20 protein-coding genes, 3 tRNA genes and 1 riboswitch are annotated in these 20,107 nt (G+C 62.3%); of the genes, 12 read left to right on the top strand and 11 right to left on the bottom strand.

Annotated features, from left to right (window positions below; genetic code table 11):
* Positions 1–2: 2 nt before the first annotated feature.
* From OKW45_RS17100 to OKW45_RS17090, 3 genes are read right to left on the bottom strand one after another with little or no spacing between them, the layout of a single operon-like run.
* Entirely contained in the window at positions 3–302 is a 300-nt protein-coding gene (locus tag OKW45_RS17100) for a phosphopantetheine-binding protein (protein ID WP_018421434.1), read from the bottom strand.
* Positions 277–1,071, bottom strand: a complete 795-nt coding sequence (locus OKW45_RS17095; protein WP_018421435.1) for a lysophospholipid acyltransferase family protein — start codon at positions 1,069–1,071, stop codon at positions 277–279. The genes OKW45_RS17100 and OKW45_RS17095 overlap by 26 nt, the downstream gene beginning before the upstream one ends.
* Positions 1,055–1,780: a beta-ketoacyl synthase chain length factor gene (locus OKW45_RS17090; RefSeq protein ID WP_018421436.1), complete on the bottom strand. Its 726-nt coding sequence runs from the start codon at positions 1,778–1,780 to the stop codon at positions 1,055–1,057. Before OKW45_RS17090 ends, OKW45_RS17095 begins: the two co-directional genes overlap by 17 nt.
* A 439-nt stretch (positions 1,781–2,219) precedes the next feature.
* Positions 2,220–2,433: riboswitch (yybP-ykoY riboswitch) on the top strand.
* A gap of 10 nt (positions 2,434–2,443) precedes the next feature.
* On the opposite strand from OKW45_RS17090, the gene OKW45_RS17085 reads away from it, so the two are divergent.
* Positions 2,444–3,016, top strand: a complete 573-nt coding sequence (locus tag OKW45_RS17085; RefSeq protein ID WP_026225981.1) for a TMEM165/GDT1 family protein — start codon at positions 2,444–2,446, stop codon at positions 3,014–3,016.
* 1 nt (position 3,017) lies between these two features.
* On the opposite strand, the gene OKW45_RS17080 is transcribed toward OKW45_RS17085, so the two are convergent.
* Complete coding sequence (locus OKW45_RS17080) at positions 3,018–3,713, bottom strand: DUF4136 domain-containing protein (RefSeq protein ID WP_429470022.1); 696 nt, start codon at positions 3,711–3,713, stop codon at positions 3,018–3,020.
* Between the two features lie 323 nt (positions 3,714–4,036).
* Here OKW45_RS17080 and pepN point away from each other — a divergent pair, with 323 nt between their 5' ends.
* From pepN to OKW45_RS17045, 7 genes are all read left to right on the top strand, one after another.
* Complete coding sequence (gene pepN / locus OKW45_RS17075; protein WP_429470020.1) at positions 4,037–6,733, top strand: aminopeptidase N; 2,697 nt, start codon at positions 4,037–4,039, stop codon at positions 6,731–6,733.
* 266 nt (positions 6,734–6,999) lie between these two features.
* Entirely contained in the window at positions 7,000–7,182 is a 183-nt protein-coding gene (locus OKW45_RS17070) for a type II toxin-antitoxin system RelE/ParE family toxin (RefSeq protein WP_429470018.1), read from the top strand.
* 16 nt (positions 7,183–7,198) lie between these two features.
* On the top strand, positions 7,199–7,651 hold the full coding sequence (locus OKW45_RS17065; RefSeq protein ID WP_429470016.1) for a HigA family addiction module antitoxin: 453 nt from the start codon (positions 7,199–7,201) through the stop codon (positions 7,649–7,651).
* Between the two features lie 85 nt (positions 7,652–7,736).
* A complete protein-coding gene (locus OKW45_RS17060; RefSeq protein ID WP_184011079.1) occupies positions 7,737–8,753 on the top strand; it encodes a class 1 fructose-bisphosphatase in 1,017 nt (338 codons plus the stop codon).
* Between the two features lie 74 nt (positions 8,754–8,827).
* Positions 8,828–8,903: transfer RNA gene (locus tag OKW45_RS17055), tRNA-Thr, on the top strand.
* A gap of 968 nt (positions 8,904–9,871) precedes the next feature.
* Positions 9,872–10,021, top strand: coding sequence for a hypothetical protein (locus OKW45_RS17050; RefSeq protein WP_018421453.1), 150 nt, complete (start codon positions 9,872–9,874; stop codon positions 10,019–10,021).
* A gap of 282 nt (positions 10,022–10,303) precedes the next feature.
* Positions 10,304–10,900, top strand: a complete 597-nt coding sequence (locus OKW45_RS17045) for a chorismate mutase (RefSeq protein ID WP_018421454.1) — start codon at positions 10,304–10,306, stop codon at positions 10,898–10,900.
* A gap of 38 nt (positions 10,901–10,938) precedes the next feature.
* On the opposite strand, the gene OKW45_RS17040 is transcribed toward OKW45_RS17045, so the two are convergent.
* Positions 10,939–12,087: an exonuclease domain-containing protein gene (locus OKW45_RS17040; protein ID WP_429470013.1), complete on the bottom strand. Its 1,149-nt coding sequence runs from the start codon at positions 12,085–12,087 to the stop codon at positions 10,939–10,941.
* A gap of 330 nt (positions 12,088–12,417) precedes the next feature.
* Positions 12,418–12,621: a cold-shock protein gene (locus OKW45_RS17035; protein WP_018421456.1), complete on the bottom strand. Its 204-nt coding sequence runs from the start codon at positions 12,619–12,621 to the stop codon at positions 12,418–12,420.
* A 391-nt stretch (positions 12,622–13,012) separates the two neighbouring features.
* On the opposite strand from OKW45_RS17035, the gene OKW45_RS17030 reads away from it, so the two are divergent.
* The gene (locus OKW45_RS17030) at positions 13,013–13,261 is read left to right on the top strand and encodes a hypothetical protein (protein WP_018421457.1); all 249 of its coding nucleotides are present in this window, start codon (positions 13,013–13,015) and stop codon (positions 13,259–13,261) included.
* Positions 13,262–13,786: 525 nt separating this feature from the next.
* Positions 13,787–14,956, top strand: coding sequence for a porin (locus OKW45_RS17025; RefSeq protein ID WP_018421458.1), 1,170 nt, complete (start codon positions 13,787–13,789; stop codon positions 14,954–14,956).
* Positions 14,957–15,090: 134 nt separating this feature from the next.
* Here OKW45_RS17025 and greB read toward each other — a convergent pair whose 3' ends face one another.
* Positions 15,091–15,660 carry a transcription elongation factor GreB gene (gene greB, locus OKW45_RS17020; protein ID WP_018421459.1) on the bottom strand — a complete coding sequence of 190 codons (570 nt, stop codon included), beginning with the start codon at positions 15,658–15,660 and terminating at the stop codon, positions 15,091–15,093.
* Between the two features lie 123 nt (positions 15,661–15,783).
* On the opposite strand from greB, the gene OKW45_RS17015 reads away from it, so the two are divergent.
* Together OKW45_RS17015 and OKW45_RS17010 are read left to right on the top strand one after the other, a co-directional pair.
* A tRNA-Arg gene (locus OKW45_RS17015) sits at positions 15,784–15,860 on the top strand.
* Positions 15,861–15,935: 75 nt separating this feature from the next.
* Positions 15,936–16,012 (top strand) — tRNA-Arg (locus OKW45_RS17010).
* A gap of 74 nt (positions 16,013–16,086) precedes the next feature.
* Here the strand turns inward: OKW45_RS17010 and OKW45_RS17005 are convergent.
* The 4 genes from OKW45_RS17005 to gmk form a co-directional block, all read right to left on the bottom strand.
* Complete coding sequence (locus OKW45_RS17005) at positions 16,087–16,572, bottom strand: phage protein NinX family protein (RefSeq protein WP_429470011.1); 486 nt, start codon at positions 16,570–16,572, stop codon at positions 16,087–16,089.
* 123 nt (positions 16,573–16,695) lie between these two features.
* A complete protein-coding gene (locus OKW45_RS17000; protein WP_018421461.1) occupies positions 16,696–19,056 on the bottom strand; it encodes a RelA/SpoT family protein in 2,361 nt (786 codons plus the stop codon).
* A 98-nt stretch (positions 19,057–19,154) separates the two neighbouring features.
* Positions 19,155–19,358 (bottom strand): DNA-directed RNA polymerase subunit omega, encoded by a 204-nt coding sequence (rpoZ, locus tag OKW45_RS16995; protein WP_008921215.1) that lies wholly within the window; start codon positions 19,356–19,358, stop codon positions 19,155–19,157.
* 60 nt (positions 19,359–19,418) lie between these two features.
* Complete coding sequence (gene gmk, locus OKW45_RS16990; protein ID WP_018421462.1) at positions 19,419–20,102, bottom strand: guanylate kinase; 684 nt, start codon at positions 20,100–20,102, stop codon at positions 19,419–19,421.
* Positions 20,103–20,107 lie beyond the last annotated feature (5 nt).

Raw genomic sequence — 20,107 nt, 5'->3', positions numbered from 1 at the left:
GGTTAATCCCCCTTCCTTGTGGTTTCGTTCGCAGCGTGCGCCGCTTCGCGCTGACTCTCGACCAACGCGGCGAGCGTGTTGATCGAGCGAAAGTGCTCGCGCGTGCGTTCGTCGTTCGCCGCGATGGTCAGTTGGTATTGTTTGCGCAGCACGATGCCGATCTCGAGCGCGTCGATCGAGTCGAGACCGATGCCGTCGGAACCGAACAACGGTGCATCGTCGTCGATATCGGCCGGGCTCAGGTCTTCGAGATCGAGAGCTTCGATCAGAAGCTTTTTAATTTCCAGTTTTAAAGAATCCATAATCGAACAGGTGCTGGGTAATGTGGGCTTCGACGGCATTCGTCACGCTGCGCGCCGCGATGGCCGCGCTCGTGTCGTGCGCGGCCAATTCGGCGATGCCGAGCGGCGCGAGCACGTTCACGCGCATCCGGAAAGCGCGCGCCGGCACGTCGTACCAGCGCATCTGCCGCGTGAACGCGGGCGGATCGCAATCCATCAACACCGGCACGATCGGCGCGCCGGCCTTCAGCGCCATATGCGCGAAGCCGCGCGAAAACGCGTGCAGCCGGTTCGGCGCGGGGCTGCGCGTGCCCTCGGGAAAAATGATCATCGTATAGCCGGCCGCGAGCTGCTTCGCGCCCGCGTCGACCAGCGCGGTCGCATCCGCGTTGCTCACGTATTCGGCCGCTCGCACGATGCCCCAAAAACACGGGTTGCGCCAGTGCGCGTGCTTCACGACACAGCACGCGCGCGGCGTCAACGACAGCAGGACCATGACGTCGAGGTAAGTCGGGTGATTCGCGACGACGATCGCCGGCTCCCCGGCGCGCAACGCCTGTGCACCGGACACCTCGAGTTCCATCACGCCGAGACCGCGCAGCACCGCGACGAGCGCGCGGAAAAACCAGTGGATCACCGCGCTCACCGCGTGCTGCCGCGACGCGCGATGCGGCCAGAGCCACGCGAACGGAAACACCAGTACCGAAAACAGCACGCCGCACACGCCGAACCCGACGAAGGCAAGGCCGGTTGCGCATAGACGCCATGCGTAATCAAGCCGCCCGGTCATCCCACCTCCAATGCCATACCGCGCCGGCGCCGTGCCAGCGCGCGGGCTCGCCGGTTTCGAGGCAGTGCAGCAGCGCCTGGCTCTGGGTCGGAAAGCTGGCGGCATCGCTCGAGGCGGTCCGGGACGCATCCCGGGGGTCGCCCGCATCCTCGTCAGCGCGGCTCAGCGAGCAGACGATGTGCCCGGCCGACGCGTCTTTCTCCAGCAATAGCGCGATCGCGCCGCCCTGCACTTCGTCTTCGATCGTGCCGTACGCGAGATCGGCCGGTTCGTCGGCATACACGAGCAACACCGGCGCATCGGCATGCGTCGCATATTGCGCATACGCTTCCAGCAGCGCATAGCCGAGCGTTTGCGCACCGGCCGACACCGCGCTCGCAGCCGAACGGTCGCCGCGCGCGATGCCGAACACGCCGGTCATCGCGTTCAACACCGACAGGCTGAACGCGGTCGGCGACACCGGCTCGCCCGCGCTGATGCTGCGCAGGATGTCGGTGGTGCGCCGCAGTTCGCCATGCCGCGAGGCGAACACCACGCGCGCTGGCTCCTGCGCCACACAGTCGTGCGCGACCTTGAGCGCCACCTTGGACAGCGTGCTGAGACGCCGCCGCACGATCGGCTCGATAAAGCCGATGTCGGGTGCGGCAGATGCGACCGCCGGCCAGCTAGACCAGCGACCGACCGGAATGGTCCAGTGCAGATCGGGCATATCGGTGTTCGCGCGTAGAAACGAGGAAGGACTCAGGCGCCTGACGGAATACGCAGCCGTCACAGCAAGCGGCGCCGCGCGGACCGGAAACTTTCAGCCGGGATCGAGCAGTCTTCTTTGCGGGAAATACAGGATTATCGGCAATCGGCCCCAATCATTTAGGCTCCGCTGACAATCCTGCACACGGATTGTGGCTCGGGCTCCTTTTGTGGCCGAAATAATACTGAATATTCTGGATTAAATCAGCCAGAAAAGACGTATCCATCTGTATCCGCGTCCGCGAAACAACGGAATGTCAGGCGATTTGACGCCGCCGCCGACAATCGGCGAAACCCTTCATTCGACTTTCAGCGCATCTGTTACAGAGCGGTACGGCGCGATACCGGTGCGCCTGCGCAAGCAATCTTCGCCGCAACGGTACGTCCGCGCCTGCTATACTCCGGCCCTCATTGGGGAGTAGCCGCCCCGCGGCACGTCCGCACCGCTTCGCCGGTGCGTCGCACGTGTGGTTCGCGGGGGCGCCTGTCAACAGACTTGGCCTGCACGGCCATGGCAGTCGCAGCCTCTGGCCTGGCGAGACCGATGATCCACACGCGCCGCAACAGGGCCCGGCGTGTCGTGGGTCGTCGCTCGTTCATCTTCGGCCCGAGGAATCCATTCAACGTGAATCAAGCTTTTCTGATTTCGACCGGAGCGGTCGCGCTCGCCGAGATCGGCGACAAGACGCAACTGCTGTCGCTCGTGCTGGCCGCGCGCTATCGCAAGCCCGTGCCGATCATTCTCGGCGTGTTCGCGGCGACGCTGATCAATCACGCGGGCGCCGGCGCGCTCGGCGCCTGGCTCGGCTCGATGCTGACGCCGACCATCATGCGCTGGGCGCTGGCGGCGTCGTTTATCGGCATGGGGCTGTGGATTCTCGTGCCCGACAAGCTCGACGACGAAGAAGCCAACACGAACCGCACGCACTTCGGCGTGTTCGGCGCGACGGTCGTCACCTTCTTCCTCGCGGAGATGGGCGACAAGACGCAGATTGCGACGGTCGCCCTCGCCGCGCGCTTTCACGATTTCTTCGGCGTGGTGGCCGGCACGACGCTCGGCATGATGATCGCGAACGTGCCGGCGATCCTGCTCGGCGACCGCTTCGCGCATCGTCTGCCGACCACGCTCGTGCACGGCATCGCCGCGGTCATGTTCGTCGTGCTGGGCGCGATGGCTTTGTTCGGGGTCGGGGTCTGAGCTACTGCGCGGCCTTCGGCGCCGACGCCGCGCCCGCGGGGGGCGCCGCCGCCGGCAGCGACACTTCGTTCGCGTTCGCGCCGCCACCGCCGCCGAGCGGAATCTTCACGGTGTGCACCGCGCCGTTGGCCAGCGGGAAATCAGCCAGCGCGCTACGCGCAAGATATGGCATTGCCCGCACCAGCGACGACTCCTCGCCGAAATTGCGCGCCGTGACGTTGTAGACCTCCCGGCCGCTCGCGCGCTCGGTGATCCGGATGCCGAGCAGATGCGTGAACACTGGATAGCTCTGGTCCACGTACGTCGCCGGGAAAGGCCCCCACGGTCCCCACGGATCGAACGGCCGGCCCCAGTAAGGACCGGGCCACGGGTTGTAGTAGACCGGCTGCGCGACGGTCACGATGTCCGAGCGGATGCCATAGGCGAGCTCGACCAGATAACGCGCGTCGTCGTGCGCGACTTCGCGGAACGCGTGCAAGGCGAGTTCGTTCGCGACGATCCGCTCGTACGCGCTCAGTTCGAGATTGTTCTTCTGATCCTCGTGCCGCGTGAAGGCATAGGTGCGCGTCGCGTCGCTTCCGCTCCAGTCCGAGAACGCCGTGACCTGCGTGGTCACGTAGGTCGTGCAGCCGGATAGCAGCACCGTCAGCGCGACGAGCAGCGGCGCGACGCGGCGGGTCCATCGATCGATGTTCATGGTTTGCCTCGTGATGCCTCTGATTGCATCTATTCTGCTTCAGTTAAAACTCTGCTTCAGTCGAGATTATTCCGTCGCGCGATCCGCTGCCCGGCGGACGATCCCGGCGCTCCGCCACGCGCGGCGCCCGATAATACGCTGACCTCGCCAGCCGGTAAAAGGTTCTTCCCCTGTCCGTCGAAAGCGGCAGCGCTACCCGGCGCCGAGACTCCGCCACCTTCCCTTCCGCACGATTGCCCGAGGCTTTGTACAATGAGTCGACCAAGCCCGGCTCGCGCGCCGTTTGCGCGCCCGACCGCTCGAGTACACCACCAAAGAACGCCATGGCCGATACCGCAACGCCCAATGTGATCCGCCGCGCCGATTACGCGCCGCCCGCCTTCCTGATCGACACCGTCGCGCTGGAGTTCGATCTGGTCCCCGAACGCACGGTCGTCAGGAACACGATGCGTGTTCGCCGCAACCCGGATGCGTCGCGCGCCGCGCATCTCGAACTGATGGGCGAGCAACTGGAGTTCGTCAGCGCCGCGATCGACGGCAAGCCGTTCCCGAACGCGCACCCGCACGAGCACGGCCTGTTACTCGACGACGTGCCGGACAGCTTCGAGCTGACGCTCACGAGCATCTGCAATCCCGCGGAAAACACCACGCTGTCGGGGCTATACGTGTCGAGCGGCAACTTCTTCACGCAGTGCGAGGCCGAGGGCTTTCGTCGCATCACCTATTTCCTCGACCGCCCCGACGTGATGGCGAGCTTCACGGTCACGCTGCGCGCGAGCAAGGCCGACTATCCGGTGCTGCTGTCGAACGGCAATCTTCTGGAACAAGGCGAGTTGCCCGACGGCCGCCATTTCGCGCGCTGGGAAGACCCGTTCAGGAAGCCGAGCTATCTGTTCGCCCTCGTCGCGGGCAAGCTCGTCGCGCTCGAAGAACGCGTGAAGACCGGCTCGGGCAAGGAAAAGCTGCTGCAGGTGTGGGTCGAGCCGCACGATCTCGACAAGACCCGTCACGCGATGGATTCGCTGATCCACTCGATCCGCTGGGACGAACAGCGCTTCGGGCTCGAGCTCGATCTGGACCGCTTCATGATCGTCGCGGTCAGCGACTTCAACATGGGCGCGATGGAGAACAAGGGGCTCAACATCTTCAACACGAAGTACGTGCTCGCGAACCCCGAAACGGCCACCGACAACGACTTCGCCAACATCGAGGCGGTGGTCGGCCACGAGTACTTCCACAACTGGACCGGCAATCGCGTGACGTGCCGCGACTGGTTCCAGCTGAGCCTGAAGGAAGGCCTGACGGTGTTCCGCGACCAGGAGTTCTCGGCCGACATGGCGGGCGGCGCCACCGACGAAGCCGCGCGCGCGACCAAGCGCATCGAGGACGTGCGGGTGCTGCGCCAGATGCAGTTCGCCGAGGACGCGGGCCCGATGGCGCATCCGGTGCGCCCGGAAAGCTACGTCGAGATCAACAACTTCTACACGATGACCGTCTACGAGAAAGGCTCGGAAGTCGTGCGGATGTATCAGACGCTGTTCGGCCGCGACGGCTTTCGCAACGGCATGGACCTGTACTTCAAGCGTCACGACGGCCAGGCCGTGACCTGCGACGACTTCCGTCACGCGCTCGCCGACGCGAACGGCCGCGACCTCGCGCAGTTCGAGCGCTGGTATAGCCAGGCCGGCACGCCGCGCGTGTCGGTGCGCACGCGCTACGACGCCGCGCAGCAGCGCTACAGCGTGACACTGCGCCAGGGCTACGGCGATGCCGTGCCGGCCGCGCGCGAAACGCAGAAGGGGTCGCTGCTGATTCCGTTCGCGATCGGTCTGATCGGCAAGGACGGCCGCGACCTGCCGCTGCAGCTCGACGGCGAGGCGAAGGCGTCGGAGTCGACCACGCGCGTGCTCGAATTCACGCAGACCGAGCAGACCTTCACGTTCGTCAACGTCGGGCAGGAACCGCTGCCGTCGCTGTTGCGCAATTTCTCGGCTCCGGTGATCGTCGAATACGACTACACGGGCGAACAGCTCGCGTTCCTGCTCGCGCACGACAGCGATCCGTTCAACCGCTGGGAAGCCGGCCAGCGGCTTGCCACGCGCGAGTTGCTCGCGCTGGCCACGCGCGCGGCCACGGGCGCGGCGCTGCAGTTCGACGACTCGGTGGTCGCCGCGTTCGCGCGCGTTTTGACCGACGAGACGCTGTCGCCGGCGTTCCGCGAGCTCGCACTGATGCTGCCGTCCGAAGCGTATCTCGCCGAGCAGATGGCCGAATCGAATCCGGCCGCGGTGCACGCGGCACGGCAGTTCGTGCGCAAGCGCCTCGCGAATGCGCTGCGTGACGACTGGCTGAAGGTCTACGAGCAGCATCGCACGCCGGGCGCCTATGAAACGACGCCCGAGGCCGGCGGTCATCGCGCGCTGAAGAATCTCGCGCTGTCGTATCTGACCGAACTCGACGACTCCGCGGACGCCGTGCGCCTCGCGGCCGCGCAATATGAAGCGGCGAACAACATGACCGACCGCGCGGCCGCGCTGTCGGCGCTGCTCAACGCGGCCGCACCGCAAGGCGGCAGCCCTGAGGCGCAGCACGCGCTCGACGACTTCTATCGACGCTTCGAGAAGGAGCCGCTCGTCATCGACAAATGGTTCGCGTTGCAGGCCACCCAGCGCGGCGGCGCACGACATCCGGTGATCGATACGGTGCGCAAGCTGATGACGCATCCGGCCTTCAACCTGAAGAACCCGAACCGGGCGCGTTCGCTGATTTTCAGCTTCTGCGCGGCGAACCCCGCGCAGTTCCACGCGGCAGATGGCTCCGGCTACGCATTCTGGGCCGACCAGGTGATCGCGCTCGACGCGCTCAATCCGCAGGTGGCCGCGCGCCTCGCGCGCTCGCTCGAACTGTGGCGACGCTTCACGCCGGCGCTGCGCGACAGCATGCGCGCGGCGCTCGAGAAAGTGGCCGCACAGGTCAAGTCGCGCGACGTGCGCGAGATCGTCGAGAAGGCGTTGGCGTGATGCCTCTCTGAGTTCTCGAGTCACATCGGAAAGCCGGCACGCGTTGCCGGCTTTTTTTCGCGTTGTTTTCAGCTGCGTTCACGCGCTCGTGTCGCGCCGTTAGCCGCTTGGCCGAGTGTTCATCGGACCTCGCCGGGCAGAAAGTATACGTGCAGGTTTGATGGTTTGCATTTAACGCAAGCGTTATACGATTCGATGATCGCGACATTCGCAGACAAGGCCACCGCAATTTTCCACGCTCGATCCAGGCGCTAGCGCATCGCAAGTTGCTGACGATCGACGCCGCGAGCTCCGTCTCGAATTTGCACGCGCCGCCCGGAAACCGGCTCGAAGCCTTGCAAGGCCAGCGCAGCGGGCAATGGAGCATCCGCATCAATGCGCAGTGGCGCGTCTGTTTTCACTTCGTCGACGAGGACGCGCTGAATGTCGAGATCATCGCCTATCACTGACTACTGGGAGACCGACATGGTCATCAAACGCTCCGCGCTCAACAGCATCGATTTCTCCGACGTCGATACGGGCGCGGCCATTGCCGGGATCCATCCGGGCGAAATTCTGCGCAGCGAGTTCCTCGAGCCGCTCGGCATGTCCGTCAACGCGCTCGCGCTCGCGCTGCGGGTGCCGGCGCCGCGCATCAACGACGTCGTGCGCGGCCGCCGCGCAATCTCCGCCGATACTGCGCTGCGGCTCGAGCGCTACTTCGGCGCCAGCGCGCAGTTCTGGCTCAATCTGCAAATCGCCTACGACCTGCGCGTCGCCACCGCCGCCGCCGGCGAGCAGATCGAACGGGAAATCGAACCGATGCCGCGCGCCGAGCGCCCGAAACTACCCCGCGTGCCGGCCGGACACGCCCGGGCCGCGGCCCTCGCGGCCAGCGTCAGCGGCACCGTCTCGGCCAAGGCGCGCCGCAAGACCTGAAGCCGGCCGTGCGACCAAAAGCACGGAGCCGACACAAACGAGCGGTTAGAATCCCATCATTCTTCTAGCCTTCCGGAGTACAGCAATGTCTTTGCAACGTCGTACCACTCTCACGAAGTACCTGATCGAGCAGCAGCGCGAAACCAACAACCTGCCCGCCGACCTGCGCCTGCTGATCGAAGTCGTCGCGCGCGCGTGCAAGGCGATCAGCTACCACGTCAGCAAGGGCGCGCTCGGCGATGCGCTCGGCTCGGCGGGCAGCGAAAACGTCCAGGGCGAAGTGCAGAAGAAGCTCGACATCCTCTCGAACGAAATTCTGCTCGAGGCGAACGAATGGGGCGGCAACCTCGCGGGCATGGCCTCCGAGGAAATGGAACAATTCTTCCCGATTCCGGCCAACTATCCGAAGGGCGAATATCTGCTCGTATTCGATCCGCTCGACGGCTCGTCGAACATCGACGTGAACGTGTCGATCGGTACGATCTTCTCGGTGCTGCGCTGCCCGGACGGCCATCAGGCCACCGAGCAATCGTTCCTGCAGCCGGGCACGCAGCAGGTCGCCGCGGGCTATGCGGTGTACGGCCCGCAAACGGTGCTCGTGCTGACCACCGGTAACGGCGTGAACTGCTTCACGCTCGATCGCGAGCTCGGCTCGTGGGTGCTCACGCAAAGCGACATGCGCATTCCCGTCGAAACACGCGAGTACGCGATCAACGCCTCGAACGAACGCCACTGGTATCCGCCGGTTCAGCAATACATCGGCGAACTGAAAGCGGGCAAGGAAGGTTCGCGTCAGGCCGACTTCAACATGCGCTGGATCGCGTCGATGGTCTCCGACGTGCATCGCATCCTGAGTCGCGGCGGCATCTTCATGTACCCGGCCGACAAGCGCACGCCGGACAAGCCGGGCAAGCTGCGTCTGATGTATGAAGCCAATCCGATGGCATTCATCGTCGAGCAGGCCGGCGGCGCCGCAACCAACGGCGAGAAGCGCATTCTCGACATCCAGCCGAAGAGCCTGCACGAGCGCGTCGCGGTGTTCCTCGGCTCGAAGAACGAGGTCGATCGCGTGACCCGCTATCACATCGAAGCGAAGAAGTGATCTCGAAAGAAAAAATGCCTCAAGGGGGCTTGCCAAGGCACTAAAGTAGTCCCTATAATCTCGCTTCTCCTGATGCCGGAATAGCTCAGACGGTAGAGCAGCGCATTCGTAATGCGAAGGTCGGGGGTTCGATTCCTCTTTCCGGCACCATCAAGTTCAAGCAAAAAGCCCAGTCCTCGCGACTGGGCTTTTTGTTTTGCCGTCGCGCCACCCCTGCGACTTCGCGATGATCGAGCGACGCGCCAGAGCACTCTCGCGCACAGCGGAAACAGAAACGATAGGCACATCGATGGCGGCCCAGCCGAACGCAGTCTCGCATGAAGGCAGATACGTCCAGGCAAGGATGAAGCCGCTCAGCACGAAAAAGATGTCGACTCCCCAGACCCTGGTTATCGACGAGTTGCTCGATGCCGAGTGGGAGCCCCTTTCGTTGTCGGCAAAGTGATGAACGACCGCGGGCAACGGCGCGAACGCACGCAGCCTCGATCAACCGCGCTGCGCCTCGCGTGTCCGTCTGCCAACGCACGTCGAGCCATCAGTAGTTGCTTCAATCACAGGTGGCCCGGTGCGCTGCGCATGACTTGTCACCAACTGAGGTCCTTTTGTCACAGCAATGCGGGAGTGAGTTTGCCAACCAACTGTCACTCAGCTGATTAACGACAAAAATCTTTAAATAGTGCTTGCGCGGTCAACGCGACGGGGAATGGGTCGTTTACAAAGAATTAGACCGCGAGTTATGCAATCGGCAAATTACGTACGTTCAGTTCGGAAAGCGAAAATCTGTCGATGCGGGAATGCACAAGTTTGTCACGTTTTAGTCATGCGAAAACGTTAGGTGCAGTGCAGCGACAATATCGATCGGTCGTGCTGAAACCTATGCTGGACAAGGGTCGACAGGGACTGGCAGAAGGAGCGGCAAAGAGGTGATTTCGCGCTGGCAATTAAGTGGATCAGCAGATCGCGAAACGTAGGCGATAGTCAGACGATAAATTTTATTCAATCCCTCGGCTGGCGTGTCGGCTTGTGCCGTTAAAGCAACAGAGTGTGTATGACTCGCATCGGACACTGGTGCGATGCAGGGAACGAGGCCGATAATCGATTCGCAAAGGAGAAAGATCATGGATGCCAAACCACCGAAGATTCCGACCCCGGACAAAGTTCTTTACCCGGATCCGGAACCTGTGGCCGTCGAGTTTTTGGGAGCCGAGCTGCCCGAGCATGTTCGCGCTTTCTTTGACGAACAACGCAAGTCGTGCGATCCGAAGTAACGGACCACTGGCGCAACGCAGCATACGCGCTCGTTGAATTCACGCGCGGCGAATACTCGCGCGCTCATTACGCGTCCGACACCTCCGTCATGACGCTGGATCACCTCGCCTGATCACAGCAGTTGCGCTGGGCTACGCGGCTCGAGCGCGCGAATGCGCGCGTCCTTCTCGCGCCCACTTCCCCCGACAATCCGTGTGAATCGGCCCGGTGCTCGCACTTTGCGGTGCATCATTTATTCTTCTGGTTTTTTCCGTCAACGGCCGCCCGGCCACGTCCATCTCATGAATCATTTGCATCGCTTCGGCGCGTCATGCGCGCTCGTCATCGCCGCCGCCTTCGCCTTCTCGCCCGCCCCCGCCCTCGCCGAGGGCGGCGACACCGCGCTCACGAGCCTGATCGCGCTGGTTTCGCAGCGCCTTGCACTCGCAGAGCCGGTCGCGCGCTGGAAGTGGGCAAACCACCAGCCGATCACCGATACGCCGCGTGAAAACGCGCTGCTCGCCGAGGTGGAAAAGCGCGCCGCTGCGGCAAACGTCGACCCGGTGTTCGCCCGCGCGTTCTTCCAGGATCAGATCGATGCGAGCAAAGACGTGCAGAACGCGCTCTTCGCGAACTGGCGTCGCACCCAGCCGCCGCAAGGTCCCGCACCCGATCTCGCAACCAGTACGCGACCGCAGCTCGACAAGCTGACACAATCGTTGATGGCGAGCCTGGCGCGCGTGCAGCCGCTGCGCGCGGCGGACGATTGTCCGTCGCGGGTCGCGCAATCGCTGGCTAACTGGAAGGCGTTGACGCGCTATGACTCTGCGCATTCGAGCGCGTTGACGCGCGCACTAGGTCATGTGTGCGAGACGGGCGGAGTCGGCGCCACCGGCTGATTCTGGTAACGCGACGGCGCGCGCACGTCGCATAAGCGTCACGCGACGATGCTCGACTCCGGGCTGTCACGCGACACGCTCAACGGCATCACGCGCAGACCTCGCGCCAGATGGCTTTGCAGGATACGGTACGTCCAGAGTTCGAACGACCCAGCCAGCGTCGACGCATGCAGTTGCTCCGCCGCGACGAGCGACGGCGCGTTCCCGAGGTAGCGCCAGCGATCGACCACGTGGAAGATACGCTGCGCGTCCTCACGCTCTTCGAACACGATGGGCCCCTCGAATGGCCACGGCGCGTTCGCGGGATCGCTCTTCGTCACGCGCGGCAAGCGGTTGTGGCCCGGCCGCAGCGTTGCGATCCACTGCGCCTCCGCGAGCATCGCGCCGAGTTCTCCGCCAGTCGCGCGCCATTCGACGCGTCGCACGAGCTGCGCTAGCCGCATATCCTTCGACGAACGCCGCTCGCCCGTCAGATGCGAGCGCAGCCGCTGACGCACGCGCACGCTGCGACCGACATACAGCGGCGCATCGTCTTCGCCGTAAAACGCATACACGCCACAGCCCGCCGGCGCGGTGTCGAGCAAATCTTCGGTTATGTCGCCGGCGAGCCGGTAGCGACGCGTCGTGCGCTCGATCTGTGCGCGCAGCGCTTCCAGCGGCACGAACGTCGGCAGACGCTGCCAGAACTGCCAGATCAGATCGGCGTCGGCGAGCGCGCGGTGGCGGTCGGAGGGCACCAGCGCATGGCGTTCGACCAGCGCATCGAGACCGTGGCGCTTTTCGCCGGGAAACAGCGCGCGCGACAGTCGCACCGTGCACAGCACGTCCGGATCGAACGCGATTCCCGCGCGACGAAATTCGCTGCGTAAAAATCCGCGATCGAAACTCGCGTTGTGCGCGACGAACAGCTTGCCGTTCAAACGCTCGAACAACGCGGGCGCGATCGACTCGAACGTCGGTGCGCCGCGCACCATGTCGTTCGTGATGCCGGTCAGCTGTTGGATGAACGACGGAATCGGCTGCTGCGGGTCGATCAGGCTGCTCCAGCGCGAGACGCCGGCCAGCCCGACTTCGACGACGCCAACCTCAGTAATGCGGTGCTCGCTAGTGGAGCCGCCGGTCGTTTCGAGATCTACGAAAACGATGGGTGCATCGAGTGCCGGTTCCGGCGAAAGCAGTTCAGACATGGGACAAGGGATTCGGGCGCATGAATTTGCGGCAAGTATGCACCAGTTGGACGTTGCGCATCCAGACCGCAACGCGTGCGCAGTTGGAAACTGCGTCGGCATGGGCCGTCGATTTGACGCTGAAATCCAGCAGACGCTTAAACCAGACCATTAATAGACGTAGTCAATTGGTTTCGACGGATTTTCTTCCGACAATAATGCGTATTGTTGAACCACGCAGTTACCGAAGATCCAACTTAGGCGCATCTAGATAAAAATGAAAAACCCTCGCGCGACGGCGAGGGTTTTTTCGCTCCCGACCGCGCGGGCGACGCGCCCCGCACAGCGCATTTACAGCGGCTGAATGTTGGCCGCCTGTTTGCCCTTCGGGCTGGTCTTGACTTCAAAAGAAACGCGCTGATTTTCCTTCAACGACTTGAAGCCCTCGCTGCGGATCTCCGAAAAGTGTGCGAACAGATCCTCGCCACCCACGTCCGACGTGATGAAGCCAAAACCCTTAGCATCGTTGAACCATTTGACGACACCAGTTTCCATTTTCCTGTTTCCCTCTGTGATTTATCCAAAGCGGGCATTGCCCTTGAATCGATCCAACCCCGATTCAGTTGCCTATATCTGATTAATACAGAAACAGCCAATCAAATTCGGGCTTTGCCGTTATACGGGGAACAGAGAATGACCGTCAAGTAAACTTTTCAATGCGTTTAGCGTATAAAAAGATAAGAGTTCAAATGCCACGGATACAGATCGGCGCGTCAGATTTACCTGAACGAAAATAATCCGAGGCAAAAAACGGGAAAATTTGCGAAAATATGCAATGCGAATGTAACAAAGTCCATCTTTGCGTAAGTGTTTGTCCGACTTGTTGCGGCGCCGCCTCACTCGCATGATGTAAATCAGTTGTAGCGATGCGCTTCAGGAGGTTGCCATGCTGCCCAAGGAAATTCGCCGTCTCTTCGCCTGGCTCACTCATTCGCATGCAAAGGTCGTATCCGACCAGCCCGCACGGACCGGGGATTCATTCACCGTTTTCGACTTCGATCCAATGTGGCACGGAGACCACTGGCAGAACCTGCTCTCCTCGCCAATGGATGCGCGCCGTTATGTGATGGAAGACTGGAGCGTGTCCGCGCAGGCGGACTGGGACGACGCGGAAGGTACCGCGCCCGCTCATTAAAGACATTCGCGAAGCTCGTCCGCGATAAAAAAAGCGCGACTCGAAGGTCGCGCTGACAAAAGGTTTGGAGATCTTTTTCGTCAGTGAAAAAGTCTGCTTCGGAAAGCAGAAATCACAGTATAACGGTCGTATGCGAGTTCGATTATTCACACAATTAACAATCGTCTATTGCCGCAACTACAACAATCGTTTTCCGCGTTTCTTCCCGTTGTTTTTCCGCATCGTTCGATGTCGCGAATCAGCAACGAACTTTAGCAAAATTCAGACGCTGAATCCGCCCAGTCGGCGCAAAGCCTTTATCTATAAGGCTCGAATGGCGATTAACGATCGTTTCTCCTCGCGTAATACTTTATTGCGCGAATCGGAACGCCAACTCCTGGAAGTGTCTCTCTACACTCTGGCTAATCGGAAACCGGCGCGGATCTGGTCAACGCGCTTCTCACGCTGATTCCGCTTCTCGCAGCGCTCGCGTGAAGGTCTCCTAAGCCAGGGTTTTATACCTCTCTCGCTCTTGGAGTTATATCAATGAAGAAGACACTCATGGTCGCTGCCCTGTCGGGCGTTTTCGTAACTGCAGCGCACGCACAAAGTAGCGTCACCCTGTATGGCCTGATCGACGCCGGAATCACTTATACGAACAACCAGCATCCGAATCCGAGTAGTAACCAGCACGGCGCCAACGTGGCGATGACGAGCGGCTCGGTGAACGGTAGCCGTTTCGGCCTGCGTGGCGCTGAAGATCTGGGCGGCGGTCTGAAGGCCATCTTCACGTTGGAGAACGGCTTCGGCATCAATGACGGCACGCTCAAGCAGAACAGCCGTCTGTTCGGCCGTCAGGCCTTCGTCGGTCTGTCGAGCGACCAGTTCGGTGCCGTGACCCTCGGCCGTCAATACGACAGCATGGTCGACTACGTCGGCCCGCTGGCACTGACCGGCACGCAGTACGGCGGCACGCAGTTCGCGCACCCGTTCGACAACGACAACTTGAACAACTCGTTCCGTATCAACAATTCGGCCAAATTCCAGAGCGCGAACTACGGCGGCTTCAAGTTTGGCGGCTTGTACGGCTTCTCGAACCAGGCTGCCGGCTTCGCCAACAACCGCGCTTACAGTGCGGGCGCGTCGTATAACTGGGGCGGCCTGAACGTTGCCGCTGCGTACATGCAACTGAACAGCAATGGCGCGAACAGCGCAGCCGCTGCGTTCAACTCGGGTGGCGCGGTGTCGGGCGACAACACGTTCTTCGCTCAGCGTCAGCAAACGTGGGGCGCAGGCGCCAACTACGCGTTCGGCCCGGCAACGGTCGGCCTCGTGTACTCGCAGACGAACCTGCATGGCTTGGCAGGTATCAGCGCGGCCGCATCGGGCATAACGGGCGGCGTCGGCTTTCCGACCAACAGCGCTCAGTTCCAGAACTTTGAAGCCAACGCCCGTTACGCGCTGACGCCGGCAATCAGCATCGCTGGCGCGTACACGTACACCCGCGCCAACCTCTCCAGCTCGCACGTGCACTGGAACCAGGTCAACCTGCAAACCGATTACGCATTGTCCAAGCGTACCGACGTGTATCTGCAAGGCGTGTATCAGGCAGCAAACGAAGACTCGATCGTTAACGCCTACATCAATGGCGTGGGCGGTGCTTCGGGCAACAACAAGCAAGTCGCTGTGACCGCAGGTCTGCGTCACCGCTTCTAGGCACTGCGCAAGGACTGGCAGTAGAGAAGGCGCCGTTCGCGGCGCCTTTTTTTATGTCCGTGCCGACGTGGGTTTTTGCCGCTTTGTGCGCAGGCCTGCGTGCGTGCACGTGAGCCCAGGTCCTCGCCAGAGGCCTAGCGGCCGCTATCAGGCAGCGGATACTTGACGTCGAGAATATCGATCGACTGCGGACCGGCCGGCGTGAACAGCGTGACCGTATCGCCGACTTTAGCCTTTAGCAGCGCACGCGCAATGGGCGAAATCCAGCTTACGTGCCCGATGTCCAGGTCGACCTCGTCGACACCGACGATCGTCACCTGATGCTCTTCGCCGTCCTCGGTCGCATAGTCGACCGTCGCGCCGAAAAACACCTGGTCGACGTTTTCCTGCCGGCTGCTATCGACGACCTCGGCTAGATCGAGTCGCTTGGTCAGAAAACGGATGCGCCGGTCGATTTCCCGCAGACGGCGTTTGCCGTAGATGTAGTCGCCATTCTCCGAGCGGTCGCCGTTCGACGCCGCCCACGACACGAGCTTGACAACCTCGGGCCGCTCGACATCGATCAGACGAAGCAATTCATCACGCATACGCCGATGACCCGCGGGAGTCATGTAGTTTTTGGTGCCTGCGGGCACGTCGGGCTGGGCGATGTCGAGATCATCATCGTTGTCTTCGCTCGACTCTTTGACAAAGGCCTTGTTCATAATCATCCGTTAACAGCAACTAGCAACAATCTCATAAGAGGTTACACGATCGGGCCGGCGACACAAATCGCCGTCATGGGCTTCCGTTTTTCAAATCCGTTGGCTATAATCTCGTTTCTGTGTGCGGCTGTAGCTCAGTTGGATAGAGTACTTGGCTACGAACCAAGGGGTCGTGGGTTCGAATCCTGCCAGCCGCGCCACCTTATTCGAGGGCGCTCCTTACAGTGAGCTCTCAGGTTTCATCAGTTTTTACAGTAAGCATCACCGTTTTGCGTGCGGCTGTAGCTCAGTTGGATAGAGTACTTGGCTACGAACCAAGGGGTCGTGGGTTCGAATCCTGCCAGCCGCACCACCTATGAAGGGCCTTCCAAACCAGAAGGCCCTTTGTTTTTTCTGGCGCACCATGCCGTGCCCGTGCGCCAGCACTCATCGCGGCGGCGACTGGATATCCCCAATTTGCCCATCCGGGTGCGGCAAGTCCTCGACGACCCCGCCCACCGTTTGCTCGCTGATCGTCTCGGTCCGTATGCCGGTCAGTGCCTGGCGCTCGCGCAGCACGTCGTCGACGGTATCGCCGAAATGGCTCACGACAAACGCCCGCAGCAAAGCAATGCGCAGCGAATCGCCCATTCCCTCCGAGGCTCGCTGCCCACCCTTGAACTCAGCGACGCATACCGCGCCTTTATCGCTCTGCTCCCGCACGTCGAGCCGCATCGCGCGCTCGAGCACAACGGCAGCCGCCTCCCATGACGCGGAAGGCGCGAAACGCCCGTCCCACGGACGACCACGATCGTTGCCTCGGATCGCAACAGTCTCGCCACTATCGGTAAAGTAGATTTCGCGCACGAAGTCGTGCAGGCTGCGCGCCACCCAGTAATCGAGCGCCACGCCAGCGAGGTCGGACACGTTCATCTGCGTTCCCCCTGGAGTTCAGGTGAGACCTGCCTTGAGTTGTATCCTGAGCCGCCGCACGAAAGATGCCTGACTGGCGCGAAGCGCCAGTCCAAGCCGCGCCGACGCCCAGCCTGAAGCCGTTCAGTAATCCGCGCGCTCGCGGTCGATGCGCATGCCGCCGTCGTGGCGGTGATGCCCCTCTTCGCTCGGCCGCTCACGCGTGATGCGCATCACGTCGAGATTCGTGCGCACGCGCCGCATCACGTTGGCCAGATGCACACGGTCGCTGACCTGAATCACAAAGCGCAGAATCGTGGATTCCTGCGACAGATCCTCGTCCATCGCGATATGGACGATGTTCGCGTCCGCCGATGTGATGTCGGCCGCTACGCGGGCGAACACGCCCTTGGTGTTCTTGACGAGTACCTTGACCGCGACATCGAACAGCCGCCCCGGCTGCGGTGCCCACGCGACGTCGATCCAGCGGCCCGGATCGCGCCGGTGGATACGCTGCGCGACGCGGCAGTCGGTGGTATGAATCGCCATGCCGAGACCGATGCCGATATAGCCCATGATGTCGTCGCCTGGAATCGGACGGCAACACGCGGACAGCTGCACCGACATGCCCTCGGTACCGGTGATGACGACCGGCGGCGCGTGCGGCGTCGAGCCGGACTCGGAGCGCGAGCCGTCGTCGTCGGCGTCGCGCCCGCTCATCAACACTTCGATGCGCTTGGCCATCACCGCGGCGACCCGCCGGCCGAGACCGATGTCCGCGAAAATTTCCTGACGGTTCTTGTTGCCCGTCCACTGCACGAGCTTTTCCCACGCCTCCGGCGTCACATCCGATAGCGCGAGGCCATAGCCCTTCAACGCTTGATCGACGAGACGCTCGCCGAGCTGCACCGACTCGTTCAGACGCATCGTCTTCAGATAATGACGGATCGCCGAGCGCGCCTTGCCGCTGCGCACGAAGCCGAGCCATGCGGGGTTCGGCTTCGAATACGGCGCCGTAATGACTTCGACGATGTCGCCACTCTTCAGCTCGGTACGCAACGGCAACAGCTCGTTGTTGATCTTCACCGCGACGCACTGGTTGCCGAGGTCGCTGTGGATCGAGTACGCGAAGTCGAGCGCGGTGGCGCCGCGCGGCAGCGCCATGATCTTCGACTTCGGCGTGAACACGTAGACCGCATCCGGGAACAGGTCGATCTTCACGTGCTCGAGGAATTCGCTCGAATCGCCCGCTTCGCTCTGAATGTCGAGCAGCGACTTCAGCCACTGGTGCGCACGCATCTGCACGTCGTTCAGATCCGCGCTGCCGTTCTTGTACAGCCAGTGCGCGGCAACGCCCGCCTCGGCGATCTCGTGCATCTTGCGCGTGCGCACCTGAAACTCGATCGGTGCGCCGAACGGGCCGACGAGCGTGGTGTGCAGCGACTGATAGCCGTTCACCTTCGGGATCGCGATGTAGTCCTTGAACTTGCCCGGAACAGGCTTGAAAAGCGCATGCAACGCGCCGATGCAGGTATAACACTCGAGCGCGCTCTCGACGACCACGCGAAAACCATACACGTCGAGCACCTGCGAAAACGACAGCTGCTTGTCGCGCATCTTCTTGTAGATACTGAAGATGGTTTTCTCGCGACCGGTGACTTCGGCGTCGAGCTTCGCGTCCGCAATCGCGCGCTGCACCGATTCGAGAATCTTGCCGACCACCTCGCGACGATTGCCGCGCGCCGCCTTCACGGCTTTTTCGAGTGTCGCGTAACGGTGCGGGTTGAAGTTCGCGAAGCTCAGGTCCTGCAGCTCGCGATAGGTATTATTCAGGCCGAGCCGGTGAGCGATCGGCGCGTAAATGTCTAGCGTTTCGCGCGCGACACGGCGACGTTTCTCCGGCGGCACCGCGCCGAGCGTGCGCATGTTGTGCAGCCGGTCGGCGAGCTTCACGAGGATCACGCGCACGTCGCGCGCCATCGCGAGCAGCATCTTGCGGAAGTTCTCCGCTTGCGCCTCCTCGCGATTGCGAAACTCCATCTTGTCCAGCTTCGACAAACCGTCGACCAGCTCCGCGACCTTCGCGCCGAAGCGCTCGGCGAGCTCCGCCTTGGTTACGCCCTGGTCTTCCATCACGTCGTGCAGCAGCGCCGCCATGATCGCCTGGGCGTCGAGATTCCAGCCCGCGCAGATTTCCGCGACGGCGACCGGATGCGTGATGTAGGGCTCGCCGCTCTGGCGATACTGGCCGAGGTGAGCTTCGTCGCTGAAGTGGAACGCCGCCTTGATGTCCTTGATCTCTTCCGGCTGCAGATAGCCGGACAGCGCAGACGTCAGATTGGCGATGGAGACGACGTCATGCCGGCGCGGCTGCTCCGGCGTGGCGGTCGGCCCGAACAGATGACGAAACGATTGCTCGAGGACTGCGTCGATGTACTTGCGTGCAGACGACGGCGAGTCGGTGTCGTGCTCCGCTTCCGTGGCGGTGGGCGGGGTAGCACTCATGGTCGCCTCCGGTAGCGGTCAGGGTTGGACGCAGTTCTGCACGTTGAGCAATCCGGTGTGGCGAATACCGGCAAGTCGAAAACGAAAATCCCTGGGCCTTAGACCGGCACCTTCTTCAGCATTTCGACGCCGACCTGCCCCGATGCGATTTCACGCAGCGCGAGGACGGTGGGCTTGTCGCGGCTTTCGATTTTCGGCGTGTGGCCTTGAGCGAGCTGACGCGCGCGATAGGTTGCGGCAAGCGCGAGTTCGAAACGGTTCGGGATCTGTTTGAGGCAGTCTTCGACGGTAATGCGGGCCATGTTGGGTTCCTTCTCAGTATGTTGCTCATTCTACCTTATGTGCTTGACACCACGCCGCGCTCACGCGTGCGGCAGGTGGATGCCGAGCTGCATGAAAAGCTGCGTGTGACGCGCGTACTGCGACGCGAAGCGCGAGCGCGTCGCGCCGACGAGGCACTGCAGTTCGGCGAGCGCGCGATCGAAGTTCTCGTTGATCACGACGTACTCCGCTTCGGCCGCGTGCGCCATCTCGCCGCCCGCCGCGAGCAGGCGTCGCGTGATTACGTTCGGCTGGTCCTGGCCACGTTTTCTCAGACGCTCCTCGAGCGCTTCGAGCGACGGCGGCAGAATGAAAATCTCCACCGCGTTGTGGAATTGCTTCTTCACCTGCTGCGCACCCTGCCAGTCGATTTCGAGCAGCACGTCATGGCCGTTTTTCATCTGCTCCTCGATCCACACGCGCGACGTGCCGTAATAGTTGCCGTGCACTTCCGCGCTTTCGAGAAACTCGCCCGCGTCGTGACGCTGCATGAAATCTTCGACGGTCGTGAAGTGATAGTGCTCGCCGTCCTGCTCCTTCGGACGCGGCGGGCGAGTCGTGTAGGAGATCGACAGACGGATCGCGTCGTCGCCCGCGAGCAGCGCGTTCACGAGCGTCGACTTGCCCGCGCCCGACGGCGCGACGACCATGAACAGGTTGCCGGGATAAGCGCCGGCGTACGGATGGCGCGCCGCGCCGGTTTCGCGTGGATGGTGGTCGGTCATGATGT

The organism is Paraburkholderia lebeckiae, from assembly GCF_050436225.1.
In the GTDB taxonomy this organism is placed as follows: domain Bacteria; phylum Pseudomonadota; class Gammaproteobacteria; order Burkholderiales; family Burkholderiaceae; genus Paraburkholderia; species Paraburkholderia tuberum.
This window is presented reverse-complemented; position numbering and strand designations above follow the sequence as displayed.

Coding starts and splice junctions, on each gene's coding strand:
- OKW45_RS17100 (WP_018421434.1), bottom strand. CDS start 302: ATGGATTCTTTAAAACTGGAAATTAAAAAGCTTCTGATCGAAGCTCTC.
- OKW45_RS17035 (WP_018421456.1), bottom strand. CDS start 12,621: ATGGAAACTGGTGTCGTCAAATGGTTCAACGATGCTAAGGGTTTTGGC.
- gmk (WP_018421462.1), bottom strand. CDS start 20,102: ATGACCGACCACCATCCACGCGAAACCGGCGCGGCGCGCCATCCGTAC.
- OKW45_RS17025 (WP_018421458.1), top strand. CDS start 13,787: ATGAAGAAGACACTCATGGTCGCTGCCCTGTCGGGCGTTTTCGTAACT.
- pepN (WP_429470020.1), top strand. CDS start 4,037: ATGGCCGATACCGCAACGCCCAATGTGATCCGCCGCGCCGATTACGCG.
- greB (WP_018421459.1), bottom strand. CDS start 15,660: ATGAACAAGGCCTTTGTCAAAGAGTCGAGCGAAGACAACGATGATGAT.
- OKW45_RS17000 (WP_018421461.1), bottom strand. CDS start 19,056: ATGAGTGCTACCCCGCCCACCGCCACGGAAGCGGAGCACGACACCGAC.
- rpoZ (WP_008921215.1), bottom strand. CDS start 19,358: ATGGCCCGCATTACCGTCGAAGACTGCCTCAAACAGATCCCGAACCGT.
- OKW45_RS17080 (WP_429470022.1), bottom strand. CDS start 3,713: ATGAACATCGATCGATGGACCCGCCGCGTCGCGCCGCTGCTCGTCGCG.
- OKW45_RS17060 (WP_184011079.1), top strand. CDS start 7,737: ATGTCTTTGCAACGTCGTACCACTCTCACGAAGTACCTGATCGAGCAG.
- OKW45_RS17090 (WP_018421436.1), bottom strand. CDS start 1,780: ATGCCCGATCTGCACTGGACCATTCCGGTCGGTCGCTGGTCTAGCTGG.
- OKW45_RS17095 (WP_018421435.1), bottom strand. CDS start 1,071: ATGACCGGGCGGCTTGATTACGCATGGCGTCTATGCGCAACCGGCCTT.
- OKW45_RS17040 (WP_429470013.1), bottom strand. CDS start 12,087: ATGTCTGAACTGCTTTCGCCGGAACCGGCACTCGATGCACCCATCGTT.
- OKW45_RS17030 (WP_018421457.1), top strand. CDS start 13,013: ATGCTGCCCAAGGAAATTCGCCGTCTCTTCGCCTGGCTCACTCATTCG.
- OKW45_RS17050 (WP_018421453.1), top strand. CDS start 9,872: ATGGATGCCAAACCACCGAAGATTCCGACCCCGGACAAAGTTCTTTAC.
- OKW45_RS17065 (WP_429470016.1), top strand. CDS start 7,199: ATGGTCATCAAACGCTCCGCGCTCAACAGCATCGATTTCTCCGACGTC.
- OKW45_RS17045 (WP_018421454.1), top strand. CDS start 10,304: ATGAATCATTTGCATCGCTTCGGCGCGTCATGCGCGCTCGTCATCGCC.
- OKW45_RS17005 (WP_429470011.1), bottom strand. CDS start 16,572: ATGAACGTGTCCGACCTCGCTGGCGTGGCGCTCGATTACTGGGTGGCG.